25 protein-coding genes are annotated in these 23037 nt (G+C 45.9%); 17 read left to right on the plus strand and 8 right to left on the minus strand.

The window, feature by feature from the left end; genetic code table 11:
* Positions 1-120 precede the first annotated feature (120 nt).
* The 5 genes from AC1DFM_RS15340 (at position 121) to AC1DFM_RS15360 (ending at position 3322) form a co-directional block, all read left to right on the plus strand.
* Complete coding sequence (locus AC1DFM_RS15340) at positions 121-1071, plus strand: CPBP family glutamic-type intramembrane protease (protein WP_477077607.1); 951 nt, start codon at positions 121-123, stop codon at positions 1069-1071.
* Between the two features lie 27 nt (positions 1072-1098).
* The gene (locus AC1DFM_RS15345) at positions 1099-1344 is read left to right on the plus strand and encodes a putative signal transducing protein (protein WP_477077608.1); all 246 of its coding nucleotides are present in this window, start codon (positions 1099-1101) and stop codon (positions 1342-1344) included.
* A gap of 106 nt (positions 1345-1450) precedes the next feature.
* On the plus strand, positions 1451-2335 hold the full coding sequence (locus AC1DFM_RS15350) for a phosphatidate cytidylyltransferase (protein WP_477077609.1): 885 nt from the start codon (positions 1451-1453) through the stop codon (positions 2333-2335).
* 86 nt (positions 2336-2421) lie between these two features.
* Positions 2422-3075: a phosphatidylserine decarboxylase family protein gene (locus tag AC1DFM_RS15355; RefSeq protein ID WP_477077610.1), complete on the plus strand. Its 654-nt coding sequence runs from the start codon at positions 2422-2424 to the stop codon at positions 3073-3075.
* 28 nt (positions 3076-3103) lie between these two features.
* On the plus strand, positions 3104-3322 hold the full coding sequence (locus AC1DFM_RS15360) for a hypothetical protein (protein WP_477077611.1): 219 nt from the start codon (positions 3104-3106) through the stop codon (positions 3320-3322).
* 95 nt (positions 3323-3417) lie between these two features.
* Here AC1DFM_RS15360 and AC1DFM_RS15365 read toward each other — a convergent pair whose 3' ends face one another.
* Positions 3418-4113 (minus strand): YjjG family noncanonical pyrimidine nucleotidase, encoded by a 696-nt coding sequence (locus AC1DFM_RS15365; RefSeq protein ID WP_477077612.1) that lies wholly within the window; start codon positions 4111-4113, stop codon positions 3418-3420.
* Between the two features lie 96 nt (positions 4114-4209).
* Between AC1DFM_RS15365 and AC1DFM_RS15370 the strand changes: the two genes are divergently transcribed.
* The 3 genes from AC1DFM_RS15370 (at position 4210) to AC1DFM_RS15380 (ending at position 7812) form a co-directional block, all read left to right on the plus strand.
* Positions 4210-4911, plus strand: coding sequence for an SDR family oxidoreductase (locus tag AC1DFM_RS15370; protein ID WP_477077613.1), 702 nt, complete (start codon positions 4210-4212; stop codon positions 4909-4911).
* Positions 4912-5065: 154 nt separating this feature from the next.
* On the plus strand, positions 5066-7009 hold the full coding sequence (locus AC1DFM_RS15375) for a BatD family protein (protein WP_477077614.1): 1944 nt from the start codon (positions 5066-5068) through the stop codon (positions 7007-7009).
* A gap of 20 nt (positions 7010-7029) precedes the next feature.
* Positions 7030-7812, plus strand: a complete 783-nt coding sequence (locus AC1DFM_RS15380) for a tetratricopeptide repeat protein (RefSeq protein ID WP_477077615.1) — start codon at positions 7030-7032, stop codon at positions 7810-7812.
* On the opposite strand, the gene AC1DFM_RS15385 is transcribed toward AC1DFM_RS15380, so the two are convergent.
* The 7 genes from AC1DFM_RS15385 to AC1DFM_RS15415 form a co-directional block, all read right to left on the minus strand.
* Entirely contained in the window at positions 7807-8553 is a 747-nt protein-coding gene (locus AC1DFM_RS15385; RefSeq protein ID WP_477077616.1) for a LytR/AlgR family response regulator transcription factor, read from the minus strand. The two genes, AC1DFM_RS15380 and AC1DFM_RS15385, sit on opposite strands and share 6 nt — an antisense overlap.
* A gap of 122 nt (positions 8554-8675) precedes the next feature.
* Entirely contained in the window at positions 8676-9485 is an 810-nt protein-coding gene (locus AC1DFM_RS15390) for a sensor histidine kinase (protein WP_477077617.1), read from the minus strand.
* Positions 9486-9732: 247 nt separating this feature from the next.
* Entirely contained in the window at positions 9733-10443 is a 711-nt protein-coding gene (locus AC1DFM_RS15395) for a response regulator transcription factor (RefSeq protein WP_291915691.1), read from the minus strand.
* A 63-nt stretch (positions 10444-10506) separates the two neighbouring features.
* Positions 10507-11526: a sensor histidine kinase gene (locus AC1DFM_RS15400; protein WP_477077618.1), complete on the minus strand. Its 1020-nt coding sequence runs from the start codon at positions 11524-11526 to the stop codon at positions 10507-10509.
* Positions 11523-12011, minus strand: a complete 489-nt coding sequence (locus AC1DFM_RS15405) for a gliding motility lipoprotein GldH (protein WP_477077619.1) — start codon at positions 12009-12011, stop codon at positions 11523-11525. Before AC1DFM_RS15405 ends, AC1DFM_RS15400 begins: the two co-directional genes overlap by 4 nt.
* A 15-nt stretch (positions 12012-12026) precedes the next feature.
* The gene (locus tag AC1DFM_RS15410) at positions 12027-12902 is read right to left on the minus strand and encodes a YicC/YloC family endoribonuclease (protein WP_477077620.1); all 876 of its coding nucleotides are present in this window, start codon (positions 12900-12902) and stop codon (positions 12027-12029) included.
* A gap of 140 nt (positions 12903-13042) precedes the next feature.
* Positions 13043-13630 carry a pseudouridine synthase gene (locus AC1DFM_RS15415; protein ID WP_477077825.1) on the minus strand — a complete coding sequence of 196 codons (588 nt, stop codon included), beginning with the start codon at positions 13628-13630 and terminating at the stop codon, positions 13043-13045.
* Positions 13631-13792: 162 nt separating this feature from the next.
* Here AC1DFM_RS15415 and AC1DFM_RS15420 point away from each other — a divergent pair, with 162 nt between their 5' ends.
* From AC1DFM_RS15420 to ccoG, 9 genes are all read left to right on the plus strand, one after another.
* Positions 13793-14395, plus strand: a complete 603-nt coding sequence (locus AC1DFM_RS15420) for a Crp/Fnr family transcriptional regulator (RefSeq protein ID WP_477077621.1) — start codon at positions 13793-13795, stop codon at positions 14393-14395.
* 131 nt (positions 14396-14526) lie between these two features.
* On the plus strand, positions 14527-15078 hold the full coding sequence (locus AC1DFM_RS15425) for a hypothetical protein (protein WP_477077622.1): 552 nt from the start codon (positions 14527-14529) through the stop codon (positions 15076-15078).
* Positions 15078-17516, plus strand: coding sequence for a heavy metal translocating P-type ATPase (locus AC1DFM_RS15430; protein WP_477077623.1), 2439 nt, complete (start codon positions 15078-15080; stop codon positions 17514-17516). Before AC1DFM_RS15425 ends, AC1DFM_RS15430 begins: the two co-directional genes overlap by 1 nt.
* Positions 17517-17713: 197 nt before the next feature.
* Entirely contained in the window at positions 17714-18004 is a 291-nt protein-coding gene (locus tag AC1DFM_RS15435; protein WP_477077624.1) for a cupin domain-containing protein, read from the plus strand.
* Between the two features lie 7 nt (positions 18005-18011).
* The gene (ccoS, locus tag AC1DFM_RS15440) at positions 18012-18170 is read left to right on the plus strand and encodes a cbb3-type cytochrome oxidase assembly protein CcoS (RefSeq protein WP_291915710.1); all 159 of its coding nucleotides are present in this window, start codon (positions 18012-18014) and stop codon (positions 18168-18170) included.
* A gap of 30 nt (positions 18171-18200) precedes the next feature.
* Complete coding sequence (gene ccoN / locus AC1DFM_RS15445; RefSeq protein ID WP_477077625.1) at positions 18201-20345, plus strand: cytochrome-c oxidase, cbb3-type subunit I; 2145 nt, start codon at positions 18201-18203, stop codon at positions 20343-20345.
* A gap of 10 nt (positions 20346-20355) precedes the next feature.
* Positions 20356-20535 carry a CcoQ/FixQ family Cbb3-type cytochrome c oxidase assembly chaperone gene (locus tag AC1DFM_RS15450; RefSeq protein ID WP_477077626.1) on the plus strand — a complete coding sequence of 60 codons (180 nt, stop codon included), beginning with the start codon at positions 20356-20358 and terminating at the stop codon, positions 20533-20535.
* Between the two features lie 10 nt (positions 20536-20545).
* Positions 20546-21616: a cbb3-type cytochrome c oxidase N-terminal domain-containing protein gene (locus tag AC1DFM_RS15455; protein WP_477077627.1), complete on the plus strand. Its 1071-nt coding sequence runs from the start codon at positions 20546-20548 to the stop codon at positions 21614-21616.
* A gap of 28 nt (positions 21617-21644) precedes the next feature.
* Positions 21645-23030, plus strand: a complete 1386-nt coding sequence (ccoG, locus tag AC1DFM_RS15460; RefSeq protein ID WP_477077628.1) for a cytochrome c oxidase accessory protein CcoG — start codon at positions 21645-21647, stop codon at positions 23028-23030.
* Positions 23031-23037: the final 7 nt, after the last annotated feature.

Below are 23037 nucleotides of genomic sequence, written 5' to 3' on the forward strand. Positions count from 1 at the left end.
TACAAGCAGGATTTCTTTGCAGCGACAGCTATATACCAGGGAGCTGTATTCATCAATAAGTAACTGCAAAACTGAATTTCGCGCTGTAAATTTACGCAAAATTTAATACAGTATTTTCTTATGACCGGTTATCTGAAACAGTCTTCTACTTTCTTGCAGTTTGTTACCTTCCTGGGCTTTTTCTTTGGGTTCTTTGCCATATACCTGGCAGCACTGCAGGCACTAACGCCTACTTTCACCGGTCAAAGCCTGGAGGCAATTCAAAACAGTGCTTTCACCGATCCTAACCTCATCGGCTATCTGAAAATAACACAATTCCTTTATACCATTGTTGCTTTCTTTGTGCCAGCCGCTATTTTTGCCTATCTGTGGCAGCCTTATCCGGCTACTTACCTGGGCTTAAAACCAGCTCCCACTGGCATTCAAATAGTGATTGCGCTGTTAGCCATGTACGGCGTATTGCCACTGGCCAGCCTTTTGGGTGAATGGAATCATCACTTCCCCATATCACAACGTGCCAGAGAGATGGAAGCAATAGCGGAAAAGCTGCTGAAGGTGATGCTGAACATGCCGACGCTGAAGGATTTATTTGTGAACCTGATTCTGGTAGCCATTGTTCCGGCTATCGCAGAGGAGCTGTTTTTCCGGGGCGTATTACAACGACTGATCATTAAAAGCACCCGCAAAGTATGGCTGGGCGTATTTATCACTTCTATTATTTTTAGTGCTGTACACGGTGAAATGCTGGACTTCTTACCCCGTGTAGCACTGGGCTTTGGACTGGGCGCCATCTATGTTATCAGTGGCAACCTATGGCTAAGTATCCTTGCACACGTGCTGAATAATGGATCACAGGTAGTCATGTTATACCTTTTCCAACATGGTATGATGGCGGATGATCCCATGAAAGACACGCCCATAGCATGGTATTATGTAGCATTGAGCATTCCTGTAACCATCGGATTGTTCTGGGCACTGCGTAAAAAATCAACGCCTATGCCCATGATTGAGCCGATAGAAAACCATAAGAAGGATGAGGTGGATGAGATAGGAATGGACGAAAATTTGTAATCTTACCAAGATATTAAAGCAATTACTATGGAAAAAGATTGGGTTAAAATATTTTCAAGTGATAAACCGTTTGAAGCGGAGATAGTGAAAGGAATGTTGCTGGACAATGGAATAGATGCGGTATTGCTCAACAGGCAGTCCTCTTCCTATAACATTACTTTACCCGGGCAGGCTGAACTGTATGTTCATCAAACCCAGGAAGAAACGGCGAAGAGTCTGGTGCATTCTCACAACAATTTGCCCACCGGCGACCCCAACGAGATAGACGAGTAGGGACCCGGACGCCACGCATATATTCCCGTGGCAGTGGGATTTTTGCTCCAAAGGGTTATTTAACCCATATTTGCGGGCAGCCATTTAAACACCAGATTTAAACATAATGAAGACTTTTTTCACCCGCACTGCCTCTGCGCTTGTGTTTGTGGCAGTAATGCTGGGCGGCATTTTATGGGCCGACTATACCTTTTTCCTGCTTTTCTTCCTGATAGGTTGTTTTGCCTTACAGGAATACTTTAAGTTAATACGTCATATTGATCCTGATTATGCAGGAGTTCCCTCTTCGCATAAATGGGGCGCCACTGTTGCCGGCGCGGCTATATTGCTCGCTTTTACGGGTAATAACTTCCAGATCGGACATATTCCCACAGGCCTGATTGGCTGGTGGGTAGCGGTTATTTTCCTGCTGGTAATGCCTTTGGGAGAGGTGTTAATGAGTAAGGACTTCTCTTTAAAGAACATCGGCTACTCGGCTATTGGACTGCTGTATATCACTATTCCATTCGGACTGCTGATACATATCCGGCTCAATGCCATCAATATTCACTATACGCCGCAGGACGTGGGTACTGCGCCCGGCTGGCTGATCCCTTTACTGCTGATCATTTTTATCTGGATAAATGACACGATGGCCTACATAGTGGGTTCCTTAATTGGCCGGACACCTTTTGCACCAGCTATTTCGCCGAAAAAGACCATTGAAGGTACTGTGGGCGGGATGATCCTGGCTGTTGCCACTGCCGGTATCTATGGCCACTTCTGGGGAGGTAGCTACCTCGCACTTCAGCATTGGATAGCCCTGGCCCTTATTGCTGCGATATTTGGTACCATCGGCGATCTGATTGAGTCCAAATTGAAGAGAATGGCTGGCGTAAAGGACTCTGGCAATATCATGCCCGGCCATGGCGGATTTATGGACCGTTTCGACTCATTGCTCCTGGCCGCTCCATTCGCCTGGATCTATGTTCAGTTCTTTATGATGGCTTAACCATAATTTCGTATGCTGAAAAAATCGAATTAAACTACCTTCGCACTACGATTTAACACTTAAAACAATCATTTAATAGTAAAACAATGAAGATCCATCGTGAAGGATTTGCTACCATTTCCCTTGTATTCCTGGTACTGGCGTTAATTAACGGGGCCATTTTTTATTGGTTCGGTAATTGTTCCGGCCTTTGCTGGACAGTATCTCTGATATCCCTGGCATTCTTCCTGTTCATCGTGTCCTTTTTCCGGATTCCGTCAAGACAATATACTACCGGCGACTCACTGGTGATTTCTCCCTGTGATGGTAAAGTAGTGGTAATTGAAGAAGTGTATGAACCAGAGTACTTTAAAGACAAACGCCTACAGGTGTCTATCTTTATGAGTCCGGCCAATGTGCATGTAAACCGTAACCCTATCAGTGGTACGGTGAAGCTGTCGCAATACCATGCTGGTAAATACCTGGTGGCCTGGCATCCGAAATCCTCTACAGAAAACGAAAGACACTCTGTAGTGATTGATAACGGCAAAACCGCGATCCTGGTAAGACAAATTGCCGGCGCACTCGCCCGCAGAATTGTAAACTACCTGAAACCAGGCATGGAAGTAAAACAAAACGAGGAAATGGGCTTTATCAAGTTCGGCTCCCGTGTAGACCTTTACCTCCCTATCGGCACTGAAGTAGCCGTAAAACTGGAAGAAGTAGTAAAAGGCGGTGTTTCTGTTATTGCTAAAATCTAGTATTTTTAGACGCTAAACAGCATTTTTTATGATAAAGAAAGCTTTTACCGGCGCTGCAGCCCTCCTGTTACTGGCTGGCGTTGCATTTGCCCAGGAAAAAACAAAGAGCAAAACAGCAGATAAGTCTGCTAAAAAAGAATGCTCTGCGGCCACCTGTAAACCAAACGAAAAAGGTAAAAGCTGCTGCCAGCAGCCTTCTAAGACTGCCAGCCTGAGAATGGCTGCAGCGAAGAAGCCAAAAGCATAAAGCTGAAAGCACAAAGCTATAAAAGCGAATGACCTAAGCGAGTAGTGATAATTTACTCAATCGCTTAGGTCATTCGCTTTTATAACTTTTCGCTCCTACAATATCTCCCGCAGTTCCTTCAAATGTCCAATCACATAAGTGGGCTGAAAATCCACGGGTGGCTTGGCAGGATTAAAATATACCTGATCCATTCCTACCGTATGAGCCCCTTTAATATCCAGTTCCATCGCATCTCCGATCATAATACTTTCTCCCGCATGGGTACCGGCCTTGCCTAGTGCAAAGTCGAAAATTTCCCGGTAAGGCTTCAGGCTACCAGCCAGCTCGGAGGTAATAATATGTGTAAAGAAGTGGTCGATTCCCGCATTTCTCATTTTCAACAGCTGGGTTTCTTCAAACCCATTGGTGATCATATGCATGGGATACTCCTTTGCTGCCAGGTATTCCAGCGTTTCTTTTGCCTCCGGAAATAATGCCTTTTTATACGGCAATATTTGCAAAAATTCTTCACTGATCTGTTGGGTGAGCTTTTCATCTCCGATCTTGAAATCCACCAGGGTAAGGCGGAAGCGCTTATCGCGCAACTCGCGGCGGGTAATGAATCCTTTACGGAAACGATCCCACAAACGCTCATTGTGATCCACATAAGAAACGGAAAACGCCTCAAAAGATGGTATTCCTCTACTCTCTAAAGCATGGCTGTTGTACAGCTCCAGCAAGGTTTCCTGTTCGTTGGTTTCAAAGTCCCAGAGGGTATGATCCAGGTCAAAGAAAAGATGTTTGTACTTCATGACGCCGCAAAGGTACAAAATACCTCCCAGACGGTAGGAAGCATCACAGTGTGTTAACAGTAAATTGCTTATTTTACTGCACTAATCAACGATACTATGAATGCAGTAATTACGGGCGCCAGTAAGGGCATTGGAAAGGCTATTGCGGAAAAACTGGCGCTGGAAGGCTTTAATGTGGCCATTTGTGCAAGAAATGTCGCCACCCTCGAAATGGCTAAAGCCGATATTCAACAACAAAATCCAGCAGTGACAGTGTTAGCGGAAGTAGTAGATATGGAAGATAAATCACAAGTACTGGCTTTTGCAGAAAAAATTAAATCCACATTTTCTGCTGTAGATATACTGGTAAATAATGCCGGCATCTTTGTGCCTGGCAGCCTCCATGAAGAAGCAGATGGCCTGCTGGAAAAGTTGATGGCAGTGAATGTTTACAGCGCTTATCATCTCACAAGATCCTTATTACCCGCTATGATCAGCGAGCGCAAAGGCCATATCTTCAATATGTGCTCTACCGCCAGCTATGCCGCTTATCCTAATGGTGGCTCCTATAGCATCACCAAATATGCCCTGCTGGGATTTACCAAAAACCTGCGGAAAGAACTAATGCCACATAATATCCGGGTTACTGCGGTAAGCCCTGGTCCAACCCTTACGGCCTCCTGGGAGGGCTTCGAAGCCGCACCAGACAGGCTCATGCCAGCGGAAGACATCGCCAGCGTGATCTGGTCTGCCTGGAACCTTGCCAAACAAACTGTTATCGAGGAAATTACCCTCAGACCTATGCTGGGAGACATTTAACACCTTCCTTTTAGACAAATGTTATTTAGAAACACGCGTTCAATACAAATTATCTAAATAACTAAATAAGAACATATTAAAATGTTTTAACTAACTTTTAACGGCAGCTTACAGCGCTTCAGGCGCGGCTTTGGTTAAATTTGTTGACATAATTATGATGTACAGATATTGCATAAGGAAGTGTATTTACTCCATCTTGTTTTGTTTAGGACTGGTTGCCTGCGCCTCTGCGCAGGAGTTCCGCTTTACAACTACTGTGAGCAATAACACCGTGACGCAGGACGAACCTTTCCAGATCCAATTTATGCTGGAAAATGGGGTGAATGTTGCCAGCTTTACAGCACCCAATTTTAAAGACTTTGAAGTATTACAAGGCCCTTCACAAATGCAGGGACAATCCATCTTCAATGGCAAACGTTCTGAATACATTGCATTAAGCTACCTGTTGCAACCCAAACATGTGGGCAGCTTTACCATCGCCGGCGCGCAAGCCCGCGTAAATGGTAACATCGTTAAATCAAACCCGGTTTTAATTGAAGTTCGAAAAGGCAATGCACAGCAACCACAACAACAGCAGCAGCAATCGCCCTCTCCATCTTCCGGCGTTCCACCACACCGTGGCGGAGAAGAACTCCCCGAAGGCTTCCTGAAAAAAGGAGAAGACATCAACGAAAAACTGAAGAAAAATATTTTCCTGAAAGTAGATGTGGATAAAACCAATTTATACGAAGGCGAACAACTAACGGCCACGTATAAACTATATACCCGTCTCCCAACAAATTCAAGCGTTACCAAAGTTCCTGCATTCAAGGGCTTCTCCGCTAAAGATATTGAACTGCCTAACCCACCACAGGCCACCGAAGAAAGAATTAACGGCATACCGTATAAAGTATTCACCATCCGTAAAACACTCCTGTTCCCACTACAATCAGGAACACTGGAGCTGGACCCGGTAGAAGTAGATAACCAGGTGCGCCTTGTGAAGCTGGTGAGTAAAAAAGGAGGAGGGCACCAAAAAGATCCATTTGAAGATTTCTTCAATGACCCGGCCTTTAAAGATCCGTTCTTTGACGATTTCTTTAACCGCCCAGAAGCTGAATACCAGGACGTTCCATACAAAATACAGAGCGCTCCCATTAAAATTAACGTGAAACCCGTTCCTGTTGAAGATCGCCCACTGAGCTATAATGGCGCTGTAGGTAAATTCAACATGACCGCAGTCATAGACAAAAACAAATTAACCACCGATGATGCACTGACCCTTAAAGTCACCATCAGCGGTCAGGGTAACGTAAACCTGCTCAACTCTCCTAAAATAGAAGTGCCTACCGGCTTCGACAAATACGATCCTAAAGTAACAGATGATATAGAAAAGAACAGCAACCCGCTCTCCGGCAGCCGTACTTTCGAATATGTACTGATGCCGCAGGAAGCCGGCGATCATACTATCCCGGCAGTGGAATTCTCTTACTTCGATCCGGTAGCCAACAGTTATAAAACACTGCGCTCCCAATCATTCCCGGTACACATTGAGCAAGGCAAACATATCAAACAGGATAAACAAGACTTCAGCGCCGGCAAAAATGAACTGGTGAAAAACGATACGGGTATACTCGACTGGACCCGGCATCATAGCTGGTTCCTGCTCAGCCCATGGTTCTATCTCTTACTGTTGCTGCCATTGCTGATTACTGCAGGTCTCATTTTCTACAAACGCAAAAAAGATTACAATACCACCAATGCTGCCATGCTGAAACACCGCTTCGCCAACAAAGTAGCGCTGAAAAGGCTGGAGCTGGCCGCCCGTTACCTGAAAGAAGGAAAGGATAAAGCATTTTACGAAGAAACTTCCCGCGCCGTTTGGGGATATCTCAGTTCCAAACTGAAAATACCAATGGCCGATCTGAGTAAACAACTGGTACAGGATAAATTGAGCGCCCGCAGCATCAATGGTAGCAATACCCACGAGCTGTTTAGCCTGATAGATAACTGTGAAGTGGCCCTCTATGCGCCTGGTCAGGACAACCGCAAAATGCAGGGTACCTACGAGCAGGCCGTGACCATTATCACTAACCTGGAAGGAGCATTGAAGAACTAACTACTTAATGAAAGGCGAAGATGCGGAACTACCCACATATTAAATCACTCTTTTTAGCAATAGCCTGGCTGCTGACAGCCATCGTTAGCCAGGCACAAATTCCTCAAGGCAGCCAACAACAACGCTTTGAGCAGGCTAACCTGCTGTTCAGTCAAAGCAAGTATACCGAAGCTGCCAGAACCTATCAACAACTGCTGGATGAAGGACACACTCAAAAAGAGCTGTACTTCAATGCTGGCAATGCCTGGTACAAAGCTGGCAAAAACGGGCAGGCGATATACAACTATGAAAAAGCATTGCAGCTATCGCCCAACGATGCTGCTGTAAAACATAATCTCGCTATCGCTAACCAGAAAGTAAATGGTTTTGTAGAGGAATTGCCGTTGGTATTTTTCCAACAGTGGTGGCTACAGTTACAACATCTCCATAAAGCCAATGGATGGGCAATAGGCACCATCCTGTTCTGGTGGCTGCTGATAGGCGGTATCTTACTCAACACTTATATTCCCGGATGGAAAAATAAATTCCTGCGCTGGGGTAACTACGCACTGGGCGCCTTGTTTGCACTGTATCTGCTCATGGCTATTGATACCTATCTGTCGTCTAACAATCACCAATCCGGTATTGTGATGAACAGCAATATCAAAGCAAAAACATCGCCTGATGAAAACAGTCGCGATGCGTTTGAAGTAGGAGAGGGCATGAAAGTACATATCACTGATGCCACTGCAGACTTCTGCAAAATAGAGCTGGCAGATGGCAAAAACGGATGGATCAGTTGCGCTTATATCAAGCGTTTATAACCGTTCTATGCGCAGGAGGAAGTCGTGTTTTTTTTCGCGGGCTACCGGAATGCTAAAGCCATCGCACATAATTATTTCGCCTCCATCGCCCTTAATATACTTATCCATAAAGGAGAGGTTCACCAGGAAGCTGTTGTGTACCCTGAAAAAGCCTTTATCGGACAGCCATTCCTCCATTTCAAGGAGGGTGCGGCATACCATCACCGACATATCAGGGTCCTGTAAATGCAGCCGGGTTTGACTGCCGGCAGATTTGCAATAAATAATATTTCTGGCGGATACCATGCGCAGACCATCAAGTGTAGGCAGTGCCAGTCTTTCCTGCTGATGCAGCTGCTCCTGCAGAAATTGTAGCAATGCGGCTACCTTTTCACTGCTACCAACACGGGTTTGCTGGCCGGCTTTTTCCACGGCCTGCTTCAGCTCTGTGGTATCAATCGGTTTGAGTAGATAATCCAATGCGCTGTGATGAATGGCCTGCAGCGCGTACTGGTCGTATGCGGTGATAAAAATCACGACAAAGTCGTGGTGATTGCAGGATTCCAGCACTTCGAATCCATCCATACCAGGCATTTCCACATCCAGGAAAATTAGTTGAGGGCGCAGTTCGTTTATAGCGGAAACGGCGGAGACGCCGTTATTGCAAACTGCCATCACTTGTACGTGCGGGCAATACCTCTCCAGCATCATTTGCAACGCATCCCGACTATGTTTCTCGTCGTCCACGATAATGGTACGCATTTGAGTCAGATTATATGAGTGTTCCCGGTATTACAGATTTGTAGGGATTTGCCAGTATGGTCGTTTATTCAAAAAATCCATGTAGAAATTAAGCAATTACCGGCATATTACCAATTAAAGACTCAGCCCGCCAGAGATTGACGGGTACCAACGTGTTGCATGCTGATAATGAGGCGGTTACCTGTAGGATGTTGTTCGGCATTATATACCTGCAGGGCTTTTATGCTGGCTTGCATGTGGTACTTTTCGCTCATCATATATAGTCGTTCGGAAGCGATGTCCACACCGGAAGCTTGCCGTTCTCCGGTGCTGTCTAGTACTTCTGTGATCAGGATACCATTGTCTTCCAGCTGAATAAACAGCCGGTCCTTTTCTTTGCAGATGGTGATCACGAGTTCGCCACCGGTTTTCTCGGGTCGCAGTAGAATGCGGTGCCAGATGGCATATTGCACATATGGCTGGATGATCAGGGGAGGAATGAGGGTGAATTGTTTGTTGACTTCCGGTAGTACGTTCAGCTGATATTTGAACTGTTCATCGAAGCGTAGCTGCTCCAGCTGTATATACAATTCCAGGGCATCCAACTCGTCCTGCAGGGAAATCCATTCTTTATTGAAGTTGCCGATCATGAGGCGCATGAGACGGGAGAACCGGGTCAGATACAGGGAGGCCATATCTGTACTGGTAGTAAGAATATAGTGATGAATAGCGTTGAGGCTATTAAATATAAAATGCGGGTCCATTTGCGCCTGGAAGGCATGTAGCTCCAGGTTGATCAGTGCATGGTGTTTGGTTATTTCTTTCGCTGAGGCTCTCCTGATTTTTCTTTCCCGGAGGATAAAAAAGACGATTAGGGTAACGAGACTTAACAAAAAAAACAGCCAGAACGGCCATTCCGCCGCAAAGACTATTTCTAAGTAATAATGTGCCACGTATAAGGTTTACCGGAAGATAATCTTCTCATATAAGCGAAATAAATATCGGCTAATTAATCTCCGGAAGAAAGGGGGATTTACTACGAGGTAGAATTTTAAAGGAAAACGGGGAGAATGGGGTGAAAAGTGGCGGAACAGGTTTTAGCTGTTAGCCATTAGCTTTTAGCAAATATCGTGAAGATCATGATAGGTTTAATGTTCGCTGTACTTGCTAAAAACTAATGGCTAACAGCTAAAAGCTGGTTCATGCTTCTGTAAATTTATATCCTACTCCCCGTACAGAATGGAAGTAGCGGGAGTTACGACTATCTTCTTCGAAGTACTTGCGGAAGTTGAGAATAAAGTTATCGATGGTACGTGTGGTGGGGTATACGTTATAGCCCCAAACTACCTGTAATATCTTTTCGCGGGTAACTACTTCTCCTTTATTTTCGATCAGCAATTTCAGCAGCATGGCTTCTTTTTTACTCAGCTCATAGTGCTTGCCATCTTTGCCTACGCATTCCTGTGCGGCAAAGTCGATCATATTATCCCCGAAGCGATATACATTGGGAACGCTGTCTTTGTCCTGGATCTTCTTATTTTTTACGATGAGTTTTTCCACGCGCAGCAGCAGTTCTTCCAGGTTAAACGGCTTGGTCATGTAGTCGTCGCCGCCCTTTTTGAGTCCCAGTACCCGATCGGCGCTACTGTTTTTAGCGCTGAGGAATAGGATGGGTATTTCGTTATTTTGGATGCGTATGTTTTCGCATACCGCGATGCCGTCCATTTCGGGCAACATGATATCCAGTATAATGAGATCGAAATATTCGTTTTTAACTGCTTTCAGCGCAGCTGTGCCGTTGTCGACTGCTGTTACCTCATATCCTTCCAGCTCCAGGTTCAGCTTCAGCGCTTCCTGAAGATTTTCTTCATCCTCCACCAGCAGTATTGATGCCTTTGTCGCTTCCTTCATGTGTTATTGTTTGATGTTACATCGAATCCGGATTCTCTGGTATTCCTCAATTCGTTATCTAATTTACGCCGTTTGCACGGAATATTCAGGCAAGGTTATTTCAAAGCAGCTGCCGGCAGGTATATTATCCTTCACGATGATATTGCCTCCGTGTTGTTCCACTATTTTGGCAGTGAGGAAGAGGCCAAGGCCAGATCCTTTGGCTTTGCGGGTGTTTTCATTTCCTACCCGGTAAAATTTCAGGAAGATCCTGGCTTTTTCTTCCTCCGGTATCCCCGGTCCTTCATCGATGACCTGCAACTTCAGGTTTCCGCCGCTTTCAAAGAGTTTTACAATGATGGTGGTATTCTTCGGTGCATACTTAGCGGCATTTTCCACCAGGTTACTCAGTATAATCTGCAACGTTAGTTTGTCCCCGTCCACCCATACATCCGGTAAAATCTGGGCTTGTATCAGGTGGGTACCTATACGGCCGTCCAGGTCTTTGATGCTGCTGGTTACCAGTGCTGAAAAATCGAGTGGTTCTTTGTACAGCTGATATTTATGTGTTTCCAGTTGCGCTGCCAGCAGGATATTGTTACAGAGCTGGTCCAGGCGATTGGTTTCACGGATGGTATTATTAATGAGCTTTAGCTGCTTTTCCTCGTCCAGCCGGTGTTTCCGGATAGTTTCGAGGTTGAGTTTAGCGGCGGCAATCGGCGATTTCAGTTCATGTGTTACCGCCATCATGAAGTTTTGTTGCTGCCGGCTGAGCTTCATATATTTCCACACGGCCCTATATACAAAGAGTGCGCCGAGTAAAATGATTCCCAGAAAAATAACGCCTTCGCCCAGGTACTTGAAAGAACGCATATGCTCTTCCTTGTTAATCCGTTGTAATTCCAGTTGATGTTCGATCGGCCGGGTAAGACTATCTACCCGTAGATAAAGATTTTTTCTTTCAAAACCGCTGATCTGTTCACTTTGCCGGAACAGCAGAATACCCCACCATACCAGGGCTGCGATGGTATATGCCAGTACTAAAAAATAAACGAGGGAAACAGATTTGCCCTCCTGCATTTTATTGAAAATCTTCTTCATCATTGCCTGGTACCGGCTTTCTCAACCCGCAAGCCAACATTCATCACATGGGGTAGCGGATTTTGCCGCATATTCTGTTCAAAGGTAAACTTGTAGATACCTGGTTTATTGAGAATGGCGCGCTGTTGTATGAAAACCCGGTGTTCATAAATATCATCCAGACCGGAACCCGCCCATTTACCTGTTACATCAGCAAGGGGTAACTCTACGCGTTGCTCCTTTACGGTACTATCGCCCGGCGTTTGCGTTCCTACTACCAGCCAGATATTGCTGTAAGGGTAGGCGTCTGTATGCCGGATATTGACGTAAATATTGTACAGATTTGCGGTGTCTTCCGGCGTTATTTTTACTTCAAAAGACGGTTTATAATCATAGGCCCACTCATGCCCCGGAATTTCCAGGTTCTTCTCATAAGTGTCTAATTTAGGCGGCTTGCAGGCTGCAGCCAATAATAACAACCCTGCTGTTGCCAGAAATAGTCTATTCATATGGTATTCGCCTTACTATAAAACGTTTAAAACTTGTTCTTTGGCTTTTTCCAATTCATCCTTCATCAGCACCACCCATTGTTGTATACCGGCATCATTGGCTTTGGAGCCGGTGGTATTTATTTCACGACCTATTTCCTGTAACACAAATCCCAGTTTCTTGCCTTTGGCCGCATCTGTGTCCTTCAGTATTTCCATGAAATAACGCAGGTGGTTTTCCAGGCGGGACAGTTCTTCTGAGATATCCAGTTTTTCCAGATAGAAGATGAGTTCCTGTTCGAGACGGTTGCTGTCCACATTTTCCTTGCCCACATGTTCTGCCAGCAAGCCTTCCAGACGTTGACGGATACGATCTTTACGCAACGGATCAAGTTCACGCACCTTTTGCATGGACGCGTCAATGTTTTCTATGCGTTGTTTCAGATCGGCTTCCAGCATCTGTCCTTCATCCATACGATGGGTATCCAGATCTGCTAATGCCTGACGCAGTGTGCTTTCCACATCTTTCCACTCTTCTTCAGCCATTTGCTCTGTAGCCGGACTTACCACTTCTGGTAACTTCATCAGCACATTGAGCATATCACTCTGAGGTAAATTGAGCTGGTCGGCCAGCGTGGTGATAGACTGGTAATAATATTTTGCGAGATCAGTATTAATCACAACCGGTCGGGTAGCGCCGTTCTGACGGATATTAATCGTTGCATCCAGGGTACCGCGTTGCAAGGTTTGTTGCATCAGGGTACGGATGTCGAATTCATAGGGTTTCAACAAAGGAGAAAACTTCAGATTCACTTCAAACTGCTTACCATTCAGCGATTTGATCTCCACTACGATACTAGTTTCGCCTCTTGTGCTTTCTGCCCTTCCGAAGCCGGTCATTGATTTCAGCATAATAGAAATTTGTAGGTGACAAACCTAGTTAAAAAAGCTGAAAGCGGAAAGCCCAAAGCAAAAAGCTATTGAAGCGAATAACCGTCGCGGATAACATATACGCATTGATCATCCGCTTCAATAGCTTTTTGCTTTGGGCTTTATACTTTCAGCCTTCTATATATCTCCTCCCTGCTTAACTGGACAATATCTCCGGAGTTCATCCCGGCAATGGTGATGTCTTCCATGCGATAACGGACAAGCCTCAACGTAGGGAATCCAACGGCGGCGGTCATACGCCGTACCTGGCGATTCTTACCTTCTGTCAGCACCATCCTGACCCAGGGAGCCGGAATGCTTTTGCGGAAACGGATAGGAGGGTTGCGGGGCGGCAATACCGGTTCTTCGGTAAAGATGGCTGCCTTGCAGCGTTTGGTACGGTACAGCTTTCCGTCTACATTAATCTGTACTCCCGCCTGCAATTGCTGCACGGCTTCGGGCGTAACGGCGCCGTCTACCTGTACCCAATACTCCCTTTCGTGCGCCTGGCTGGGTAATAACAGCCGTTGGTTGAGCGCCTTATCGTTTGTAAGGATGAGCAGGCCTTCACTATCGTAATCCAATCGTCCTACGGGATACACGTCTGACGGCACTTTGAAATAATCTGCCAAACAAGCCTTATTCCCTTCCGGGGTAAAGCGAGTCAACACCTCATATGGTTTATATATAATATAATAATTAAGCGGCACGAATACTTTTGCTTTGGTTAAGGAGCCGTAAATTAGTACTTTTGCAAATTGATTATGGCTACATCGTTCCACAATCCTTCGTGCCAACACTGTAAGGATCGTTTTTCATCAATATTCTGCAAAGCGGAACTCTGCAATCTGGAGCAAATTTCAGAGGCAAAGGTGTGCTCTGTCTACAAAAAAGGACAGGTCATCTTCCACGAAGGAGCTTATCCCTTCGGCGTTTATTGTATCAACGATGGCAAAATCAAACTCTCCCATAGTGGCGACGATGGCCGCGAACAAATTATCCGCCTCGTCAAAGACGGCGATATCATGGGTTATAAAGCACTGCTGAGTAACGAACGATATACTGCCACCGCTACCGCTCTGGAAGATTCTTCTATCTGTTTCGTTCCTAAAGACCTGTTCCTCAGTGTTCTACAGAAAGATGCCTCCCTTTCCTTTGAAATGATGCGCATCTTATCCAGCGAATTACGCAAAGCAGAACTGAGAATCACACACCTCGCCCAGAAACCGGTAAGAGAACGACTCGCAGAAACTATCCTCTTCATCAGAGAAACCTATGGCGTCGAAGCCGATGGCCAAACTCTCGGCGTACGCCTCTCCCGCGAAGAAATCGCCAACCTCGTAGGCACTGCCACCGAATCCGCCATCCGCCTGCTTTCTGAATTCAAGAAAGACGGAATGATAGAACTCGAAGGCAAAAAAATCCGCCTGCTCAACCTCGCTGAAATTATCAGGACAGCCAACTTACAGGACTAATCATCTCCCTTTCTGATTACTACCCACAAAAAGGGCCGGCTAATGTGATAAATATCATATTCTCCCTTGACGCATGTCATTGCACCCCCTCGCGGCTACCAGTACATTTGTATCAGTAAAACGTCCGCTTCATGTTCGCCTATTCTATTATCAATTTTCATGAACTAACGCCAGGAAACCTGTGCAATGTAATTGCCAATAAATTCCATTTTCCTATTCACCACCTGGCAGATCAGGTAATGACTTATTTTAACCTGGAAAGACAGGAAGACCTCAGCGCCCCTTCTGCTGCCGATTTGCAGCAATTGCTGTTCAGCAAAATGCAGACAGAAATAGCGCAACTCGTCCGCAAAGAAACAATGGTGCTGTTTCCCGTTATCCGGAATTTGTCCGCTCAACACAATCATAAAAAAAATATACGACCCGCAGCCTACGATAGTATTCAGCAGTCGTTCCAGAAAATATTACTGCTTCTTTCCAAACTGCGCCAGATATCCGCCAACTACCAGCTGCAGGACCAATGGAGCACCGCATACAAACTTTGCGTGGGCGATATTTTCATCAGCGAACAGCTCATACAGCAATGGATATACGTAGAACAAAATATCCTGTATCCCGCGGCTATTCCAGGACATACGATGATCATCTCCCAACAAGATATTAAAAACGCAATTATAGACTAATGGCTACCTCTTCGCATACGCAAACGTCTGTTTCCTGCTACCATTGCGGGGAAGACTGCACCGATCAAGATATTACACTGCAGGAAAAAGTATTCTGCTGCCAGGGCTGTAAAACCGTGTATGAAATACTGCACCAATACAACCTCTGCGAGTACTATGATCTCAATAACAAACCCGGTGTGAATCAGCGTATCACTGCGCGAAGCGATAAATTTGCCTTTTTGGATGATGAAAAAATTGCTCAGCAATTATATTTATATAAAGACGATACACAAACGCACGTAAATTTCTACATCCCGCAAATTCACTGTAGCTCTTGCTTGTGGCTGCTGGAAAATTTACACAAACTGGAATCAGGCGTACAACGTGTAACCGTTAACTTTAGTAAGAAAGAAGTACTCATCATCTTCTCTCATCCTGTTACATCATTACGGAAGGTAGCGGAAATACTGACTGCTATTGGATATGAACCCTATATCAGTTTGCAGGACCTGCAACATAAAAAGCCCGGGCCTAATCGTACGCTGGTATATCAACTGGGTGTAGCCGGATTTTGCTTCGGCAATATCATGCTGTTGAGCTTCCCGGATTACTTTGCCAGCGCCGGTGGACTGGATGCTACCTTCAACAGCCTCTTCCGCTACATGAACTTAGTACTGGCACTTCCTGTACTTTTCTATAGCGCACAAGCCTTTTACAAATCCGCCTGGAGCGGCTTAAAGCACGGTTTTCTAAATATCGACGTACCCATTGTGCTGGCCATCCTTGTTACCTTTGTTCGCAGTCTGGTAGAGGTGTTGCAGGGCAATGCCGGCTACTTTGATTCTATGACGGGCATTGTTTTCTTTATGCTGATAGGAAGGGTTTTGCAAGACAAGACCTACCAGGGGCTTTCCTTTGACAGAGATTATACCGCCTATTTTCCTATAGCCGTGAGCGTTATTAAAGATGATCAGGAAATCCCCACCACCTTACCCGCCATCAAAACCGGCGATACCATCAGGATTCACAATAATGAGCTGATTCCGGCGGACGGCATCATTGTACGGGGCAAAGCGCTGATTGACTATAGCTTTGTTACCGGCGAATCAGCCCCTGTCAGCAAAGCTATCGGCGAAATTATTTATGCCGGCGGGAGGCAACTGGAAGGCAATCTCGAAATCCTGACTATCAAAGAAGTCGCCCAGAGTTATTTGACCAGCTTGTGGAACCGGGATGAGCTGAAACAAAAAGCAGTAGAACCGGTGTCCTTTGTTCATTTACTGAGCCGGTATTTTACCTGGGTAGTATTGTCCATTGCCGCTATCACAGCCGGTTATTGGGCTATTCATGAGCCAGCGCGTATATGGCCTGCCGTTACCGCCATCCTGATCATTGCCTGTCCTTGTGCGTTGCTGTTAGCGTCTTCTTTTACCAACGGACATATACTTCGCATTCTGAGCCGGCAAAAGCTCTACCTGCGCAATGCACAAGCCATCGAAAACATGGCCGGCACCACACATATCATCTTTGATAAAACAGGGACACTCACCGGCAAAGCTGGTAGCTCCGTGAGGTACTATGGTACGCAGCTAACACCCGAACAGGAAAGACAAATTGCCGTACTGGCCACGCATTCTACGCACCCATTAAGTAAGGCGATTGTACAATATTGTGGTATCCCAGCCAACAACGCTATACATGACTTTCAACACTTTACAGGCAAAGGTGTATGTGGTTGGGTGAATGGATGTTTTATTCGCCTCGGTAATGCCGACTTCACCGGCGCTCATAAAAAAAATGAACCCGAAGGCAGCGTGGTATATGTATCTATCAACGAAAAATTAACCGGCTCATTCACCATCCGAAACACCTACCGTAGCGGATTACGGCAACTGATGCAACAACTGCAAACACAGTATCCATTATCTGTTCTTTCGGGAGATAATAATAGTACGGCCATGCAACTACGCAAACTCATGGGCGGCGATACTACGTTACGCTTTGAGCAACAACCCGCCGATAAACTCGCCTATGTAATTTCCCTGCAACAACAAGGAAAAAAGGTGATGATGATTGGTGATGGGCTCAATGACGCCGGCGCACTGAAACAAGCAGATATCGGTATTTCTTTAACGGAAGACAGCAACAACTTCACGCCCGCCAGCGATGGCATTATGGCGGCAGAACAATTGCCTTTGCTGCTCAATTTCATACAGTTATGTAAAGCGAACAAGCGAATCATCCTGGTGAGTTTTGCATTATCTCTCCTATATAATATTACCGGATTATACTTTGCGGTACAGGGAATTTTATCGCCGTTAGTGGCGGCGATATTAATGCCGGCCAGCTCTATCAGTATTATACTGATCACCTTTGCTTGCAGCGAATGGCAGGGTAAAAAGATGAACAGTAGCGTATTACGGAAAATGGATGATAAAAATCATATTCCTGATTGAGTAAAGTCATAGTAGTGGCCAATAGTGGGAATTACCTTTGCTATCACACGAAACATACATAGTATAATCTAAGCAACCTCAATTAAGCTCGCATGAAATGAGCGTGTAAACAGTCCCTAAAAAAAGACGACTGTTTACACGCAGCGGGTGAGGCATGCCGGAAATGCAGCATTGTATTACCTCACAACAAATTGTAAATGAAAGGTATGAACGTAATGCAGGTAGCAGGAAATGAAAGAGTGAAGAGCTGTGCTATTCTGAAAACCAAACGCTTTGATGCCACGCTGCTCATTATGCAGCAGGGACACCAGATTCCACCGCATACGTCGCCACAAAACGCGATGGTATTAATACTCGAAGGAAAAGTTGCCTTTATGCTGAATGAAGAAATAACAATTTTAGAAACCGGAGATGTCTTCTCCTTCCAGGCCAACGAAATACACGCTTTGCAGGCTTTGGAAACAACTCGTTTTATTCTCATTAAATAATATAACCATGGGCGTTATCATCATTTTATTAGGCGTCAGCTTACTGGTAGCAATGGGGTTTCTGGCCGCTTTTATCTGGTCTGTAAAAAACGGGCAGTTTGAAGATGACTTCTCGCCGGCACACCGCATCCTGTTCGATGAAAAGAAAGATAACGTAAACGAATAAACGCATTCATCAACACCTTTAAATACCACTATGTCACTCGAAAAATTTTATTACGACAACCGCACGGTAAAATGGTTTGCCTACGCCTGTGTGTTCTGGGGTTTAATAGGCATGCTGGCCGGTCTGTGGGCCGCTCTGGAGCTGGTACTCCCTGGTCTTAACATGGGATTTGCCCCTATCACTTTTGGCAGACTGAGACCCGTACACACCAATGCCGTGATCTTTGCCTTTGTGGGTAATGGTATATTCATGGGCGTATACTACTCGCTGCAACGGCTGTGCAAAGCCCGCATGTTCAGCGACCTTCTGAGCAAAATACATTTCTGGGGATGGCAGGCCATCATTGCCAGCGGCGCGCTGACTTTATTCCTCGGTTACACCACCGGTAAAGAATACGCCGAACTGGAATGGCCGTTTGATATTGCCATTACCCTGATCTGGTTGGTGTTTGGCGCTAATATGCTCGGTACTATTTTACGCAGACGCGAATCGCATTTATACGTGGCCATCTGGTTCTATATCGGTACCTGGGTAGCCATTGCCATGTTACATATTATTAACTCTTTCGAATTCCCATTATCCCTGTTCAAAAGTTACAGCTGGTATGCGGGTGTACAGGATGCGCTGGTACAATGGTGGTATGGACACAATGCGGTGGCCTTCTTCCTCACTACGCCTTATCTGGGCCTGATGTATTACTTCGTTCCCAAAGCGGCTAACAGACCCGTATATTCTTATCGCTGGTCTATTATTCACTTCTGGTCACTGATCTTTATTTATATCTGGGCGGGCCCGCATCACCTGCTGTATACCGCTTTGCCTGAATGGGCACAGTCACTGGGAACAGCCTTTAGCATCATGCTCATTGCTCCATCCTGGGGTGGTATGCTCAATGGTTTACTCACGCTTCGCGGCGCCTGGGACCGGGTAAGAGAAGATGCTATTCTTAAATTCTTTGTGGTAGCGCTTACCTGCTATGGTATGGCCACTTTCGAAGGACCGATGTTATCATTGAAAAATGTAAATGCCATTAGTCACTATACCGACTGGACCATTGCTCACGTACACGTTGGCGCCCTGGGCTGGAACGGCTTCCTGACCTTCGGTATTCTCTACTGGCTGATTCCGCGCATATTTGATACACAATTATATTCCCGCAAATGGGCTAATACGCACTTCTGGATCGGTACCCTTGGTATTATCTTCTATGTAATTCCGCTTTACTGGGCTGCTTTCACACAAAGTATGATGTGGAAACAGTTTACCGAAGAAGGACAACTGAAATATCAGTTCCTGGAAACCGTAACTACCATCGTCCCCATGTATGCGCTGCGTGCAGTAGGAGGATTGTTGTACATCAGTGGCGTAGTATTGATGATCGTGAACCTTACCAAAACGATCCGCCGTGGCTCTTTTATAGCCAACGAAGCGGCAGAAGCTGCGCCTTTGCCGAAAGTAATTACTACACATGGTAAAGCACACTGGCATAACTGGATCGAACGTCGTCCGCTGCAGCTGGTAGTATTCAGCCTCGTAGTGGTAGCCATTGGTGGTATACTGGAAATGATGCCCACCTTCCTCATCAACAGCAATGTACCTACTATCAGCAGCGTGAAACCATATACACCACTGGAGCTACATGGCCGTGATATCTACCTGAGAGAAGGTTGTTATACCTGCCACTCTCAAATGATACGTCCTTTCCGTGATGAAGTAGCCCGTTATGGCGAATACTCCAAAGCTGGTGAGTTTGTATATGACCATCCTTTCCAGTGGGGATCTAAACGTACTGGCCCGGATCTGGCGCGCATTGGCGGTAAATATCCGGATTCCTGGCACTTCAATCACATGCTGGACCCTACCTCCATGTCACCGGGTTCTATCATGCCTGCCTATCCATGGCTGTTTGAAGACCGGGTAGATAAAAGCAAGACACCGGCTATGATCAATGTAATGCGCAAGCTGGGCGTGCCTTATGCAGCGGGTTATGAACGGCAGGCCATCGCCGATCTCGACAAACAGGCACAAGACATAGCAGCCTCCCTGCAAAAAGATAAACTTCCTATCAAAGCAGATCGTGAAATCATTGCATTGATTGCCTATCTGCAACGCATGGGTAAAGATATTAAGCTGGCGCCCAAACCTGCACCAGCCAACGATAACACCACCTTTTAATTAACGTATCATGAAGTTCATTAACTACCTGGAATCAATAGCTGGCATCAGCGTATATCCGATKACATCACTGCTACTGTTGTTTACCTTTTTTATAGGTGCTTCCCTATGGGCTTTTAAAGCAGATAAGAAAATGGTAGATCGGATCAGCCGAATTCCTTTAGACAATGATGAGACTAATCCCCTGTAAAAGAAAAGGTATGAATAAACGATTTATACAGCTACTCGCCGGCTGTTTCTTAGCTCCTTTGCTGGCTGTTGCAGATAGCGGCGCTAATGCCCCGTCAGAATTATATGATCCGGTAGCCTTGTTGCTGCTGGCTGTCATAGGCGGGTTATTGCTGGCCATTATTATTCTTGGTAATGCCGTATTAGGAGCAATGGATATTTTTCGGGAGAAGATGAAAAAAGATGCCGGCAAAGCCCTGATCACCATTGGCATTATTTCACTGACACTCTTTAGCCAATCAGCATTTGCATCGTCAGTGATCAGTACCGAAGCCAATCCCTATTTCACACATTTATCACCTACCTCTTTTTACCTGATGGTATCTGTGATCATTGTGGAACTGGGTGTGATCATCAGTCTGCTGTTTGTATTGCGCTTCCTGGCAGGTATCAAACGTAAACGTAAGCCAGCTAAAGTACCGGCACCAGGTAAACCACGGGTATCCTGGTTCGAAAAATTAAACAATACGAAAACCCTGGATGCCGCCGCAGAAGTAGATGAGGACATGGGCCATGACTTTGACGGCATCCATGAACTGAACAATCCAACACCACCTTGGTGGAAGTGGGGATTTATTTTCACTGTATGCTTTGGTATCGTATACTTCTGGCGTACAGAGATCACCCATTCGGCACCGAACCAACTGGAGGAGCTGGCAGCCGCAGAAGAAAAAGCAGCTATTGCCAAAGAAGAATACCTGAAAAAAGCCGCCAATAACATCGACGAAAACAACGTGGTACTACTCACAGATGCCAACGATATCGCCGCCGGTCAAAAGATATTCGTGGCCAGTTGTGCGCCCTGTCACGGACCACAGGGGCAAGGCGTTGTAGGTCCTAACTTAACGGACGACTACTGGCTCCATGGCGGTAAAATCAACGACGTGTTCAAAACTATTAAATATGGAGTAGCGGATAAAGGAATGAAAGCCTGGCAGGAAGACTTTTCACCTAAGCAGCTGGCGCAGCTGGCCAGCTTTGTTAAGTCGATCCATGGCAGCAATCCGCCTAATCCCAAAGAAGCACAAGGACAGAAAGAATAGATGACAAGCAGGGATAAAAAGTACACACATGAGTAACAGCACATTCAGAGATACGATAGCCACCGTTGATAAGCAAGGCAAGCGCAACTGGATTTTTGCGAAGCAGCCTAAAGGCCGCTGGTATAATATCCGTAGTTGGGTGAGTCTCTTCTATTTTAGTGTTTTCTTTAGCCTGCCGTTTATTTCTATAAATGGCAGGCCCTTATTCCTGCTGAATGTGATCGAGGGAAAATTCATCCTCTTCGGCGCTATCTTCTGGCCACAGGACTTCTTCATCTTTGGGTTGGCCATGCTGGCATTCATTCTTTTCATTGTGGTATTTACCATGGCCTTCGGAAGGCTTTTCTGTGGCTGGATGTGTCCACAAACCATCTTCATGGAAATGCTGTTCCGCCGCCTGGAATATTGGATAGAAGGCGATGCCGCGGCACAACGGATGCTGCAACAGTCGCCCTGGAACACCAATAAAATTATCCGTAAAACAGGTAAGCACCTGGCATTTTATGCCTTGTCGTTTTTAATTGCCAATATGTTCCTGGCATATATCATCGGCGCAAAGGCGTTAGGCCGCATCATCACCGAGCCATTGTCCGCACATACCGGCGGCTTTATTGCGCTGCTGGTATTTTCCGGGGTGTTCTACGGAGTGTTCGCCTTTATGCGGGAACAGATCTGCACCATTGTATGTCCTTACGGCCGTTTACAGGGTGTATTGCTGGATAAAAACTCTATACTGGTAGCATACGACTATGAAAGGGGAGAACCCCGCGCTAAGTTCCGCAAAAACGATACGAGCGCGCATGGCGACTGCATCGACTGCATGCAGTGCGTGAAAGTATGTCCAACAGGCATAGATATACGGAATGGAACCCAGCTGGAATGTGTGAACTGCACCGCCTGTATAGATGCCTGCGATTTTATGATGGAACAAACCGGTCGGGCAAAAGGGCTGATACGTTATGCTTCCGAAAATGGTATTGCCCAAAAACAACCATTACGTTTTACCACCAGGCTAAAAGTATATAGCACCATACTGGCGTTGTTGCTGGTGGTGATCAGCTTTATGCTGGGTAGCCGCAAACCGGTAAGCGGCACCATTATGCGCACGGCGGGCATGCTATACCAGGAGCGTGGAACCGACAGTATCTCCAACCTCTACCGCATTAAACTGGTGAATAAAACCACGAAAGATATTCCGCTCGAATTGAAGCTGGAGGATGAAAATGGCGTAGTGTCCACGATAGGCAGCTCCGTCATTCATGTGAAAGCAGAAGGACAGGGAGAAGGGACCTTTTTCATTGTGTTGCCCAAAACAATGGTGCATCAACGCAAATCAACCTTCTACGTAGGACTTTATGAACATAACGAGAAAATTACCCGTTTACGCACCACTTTTTTAGGGCCGGTGCAGTAAACCCGTA

Source organism: Chitinophaga sp. 05T412 (assembly GCF_056396465.1).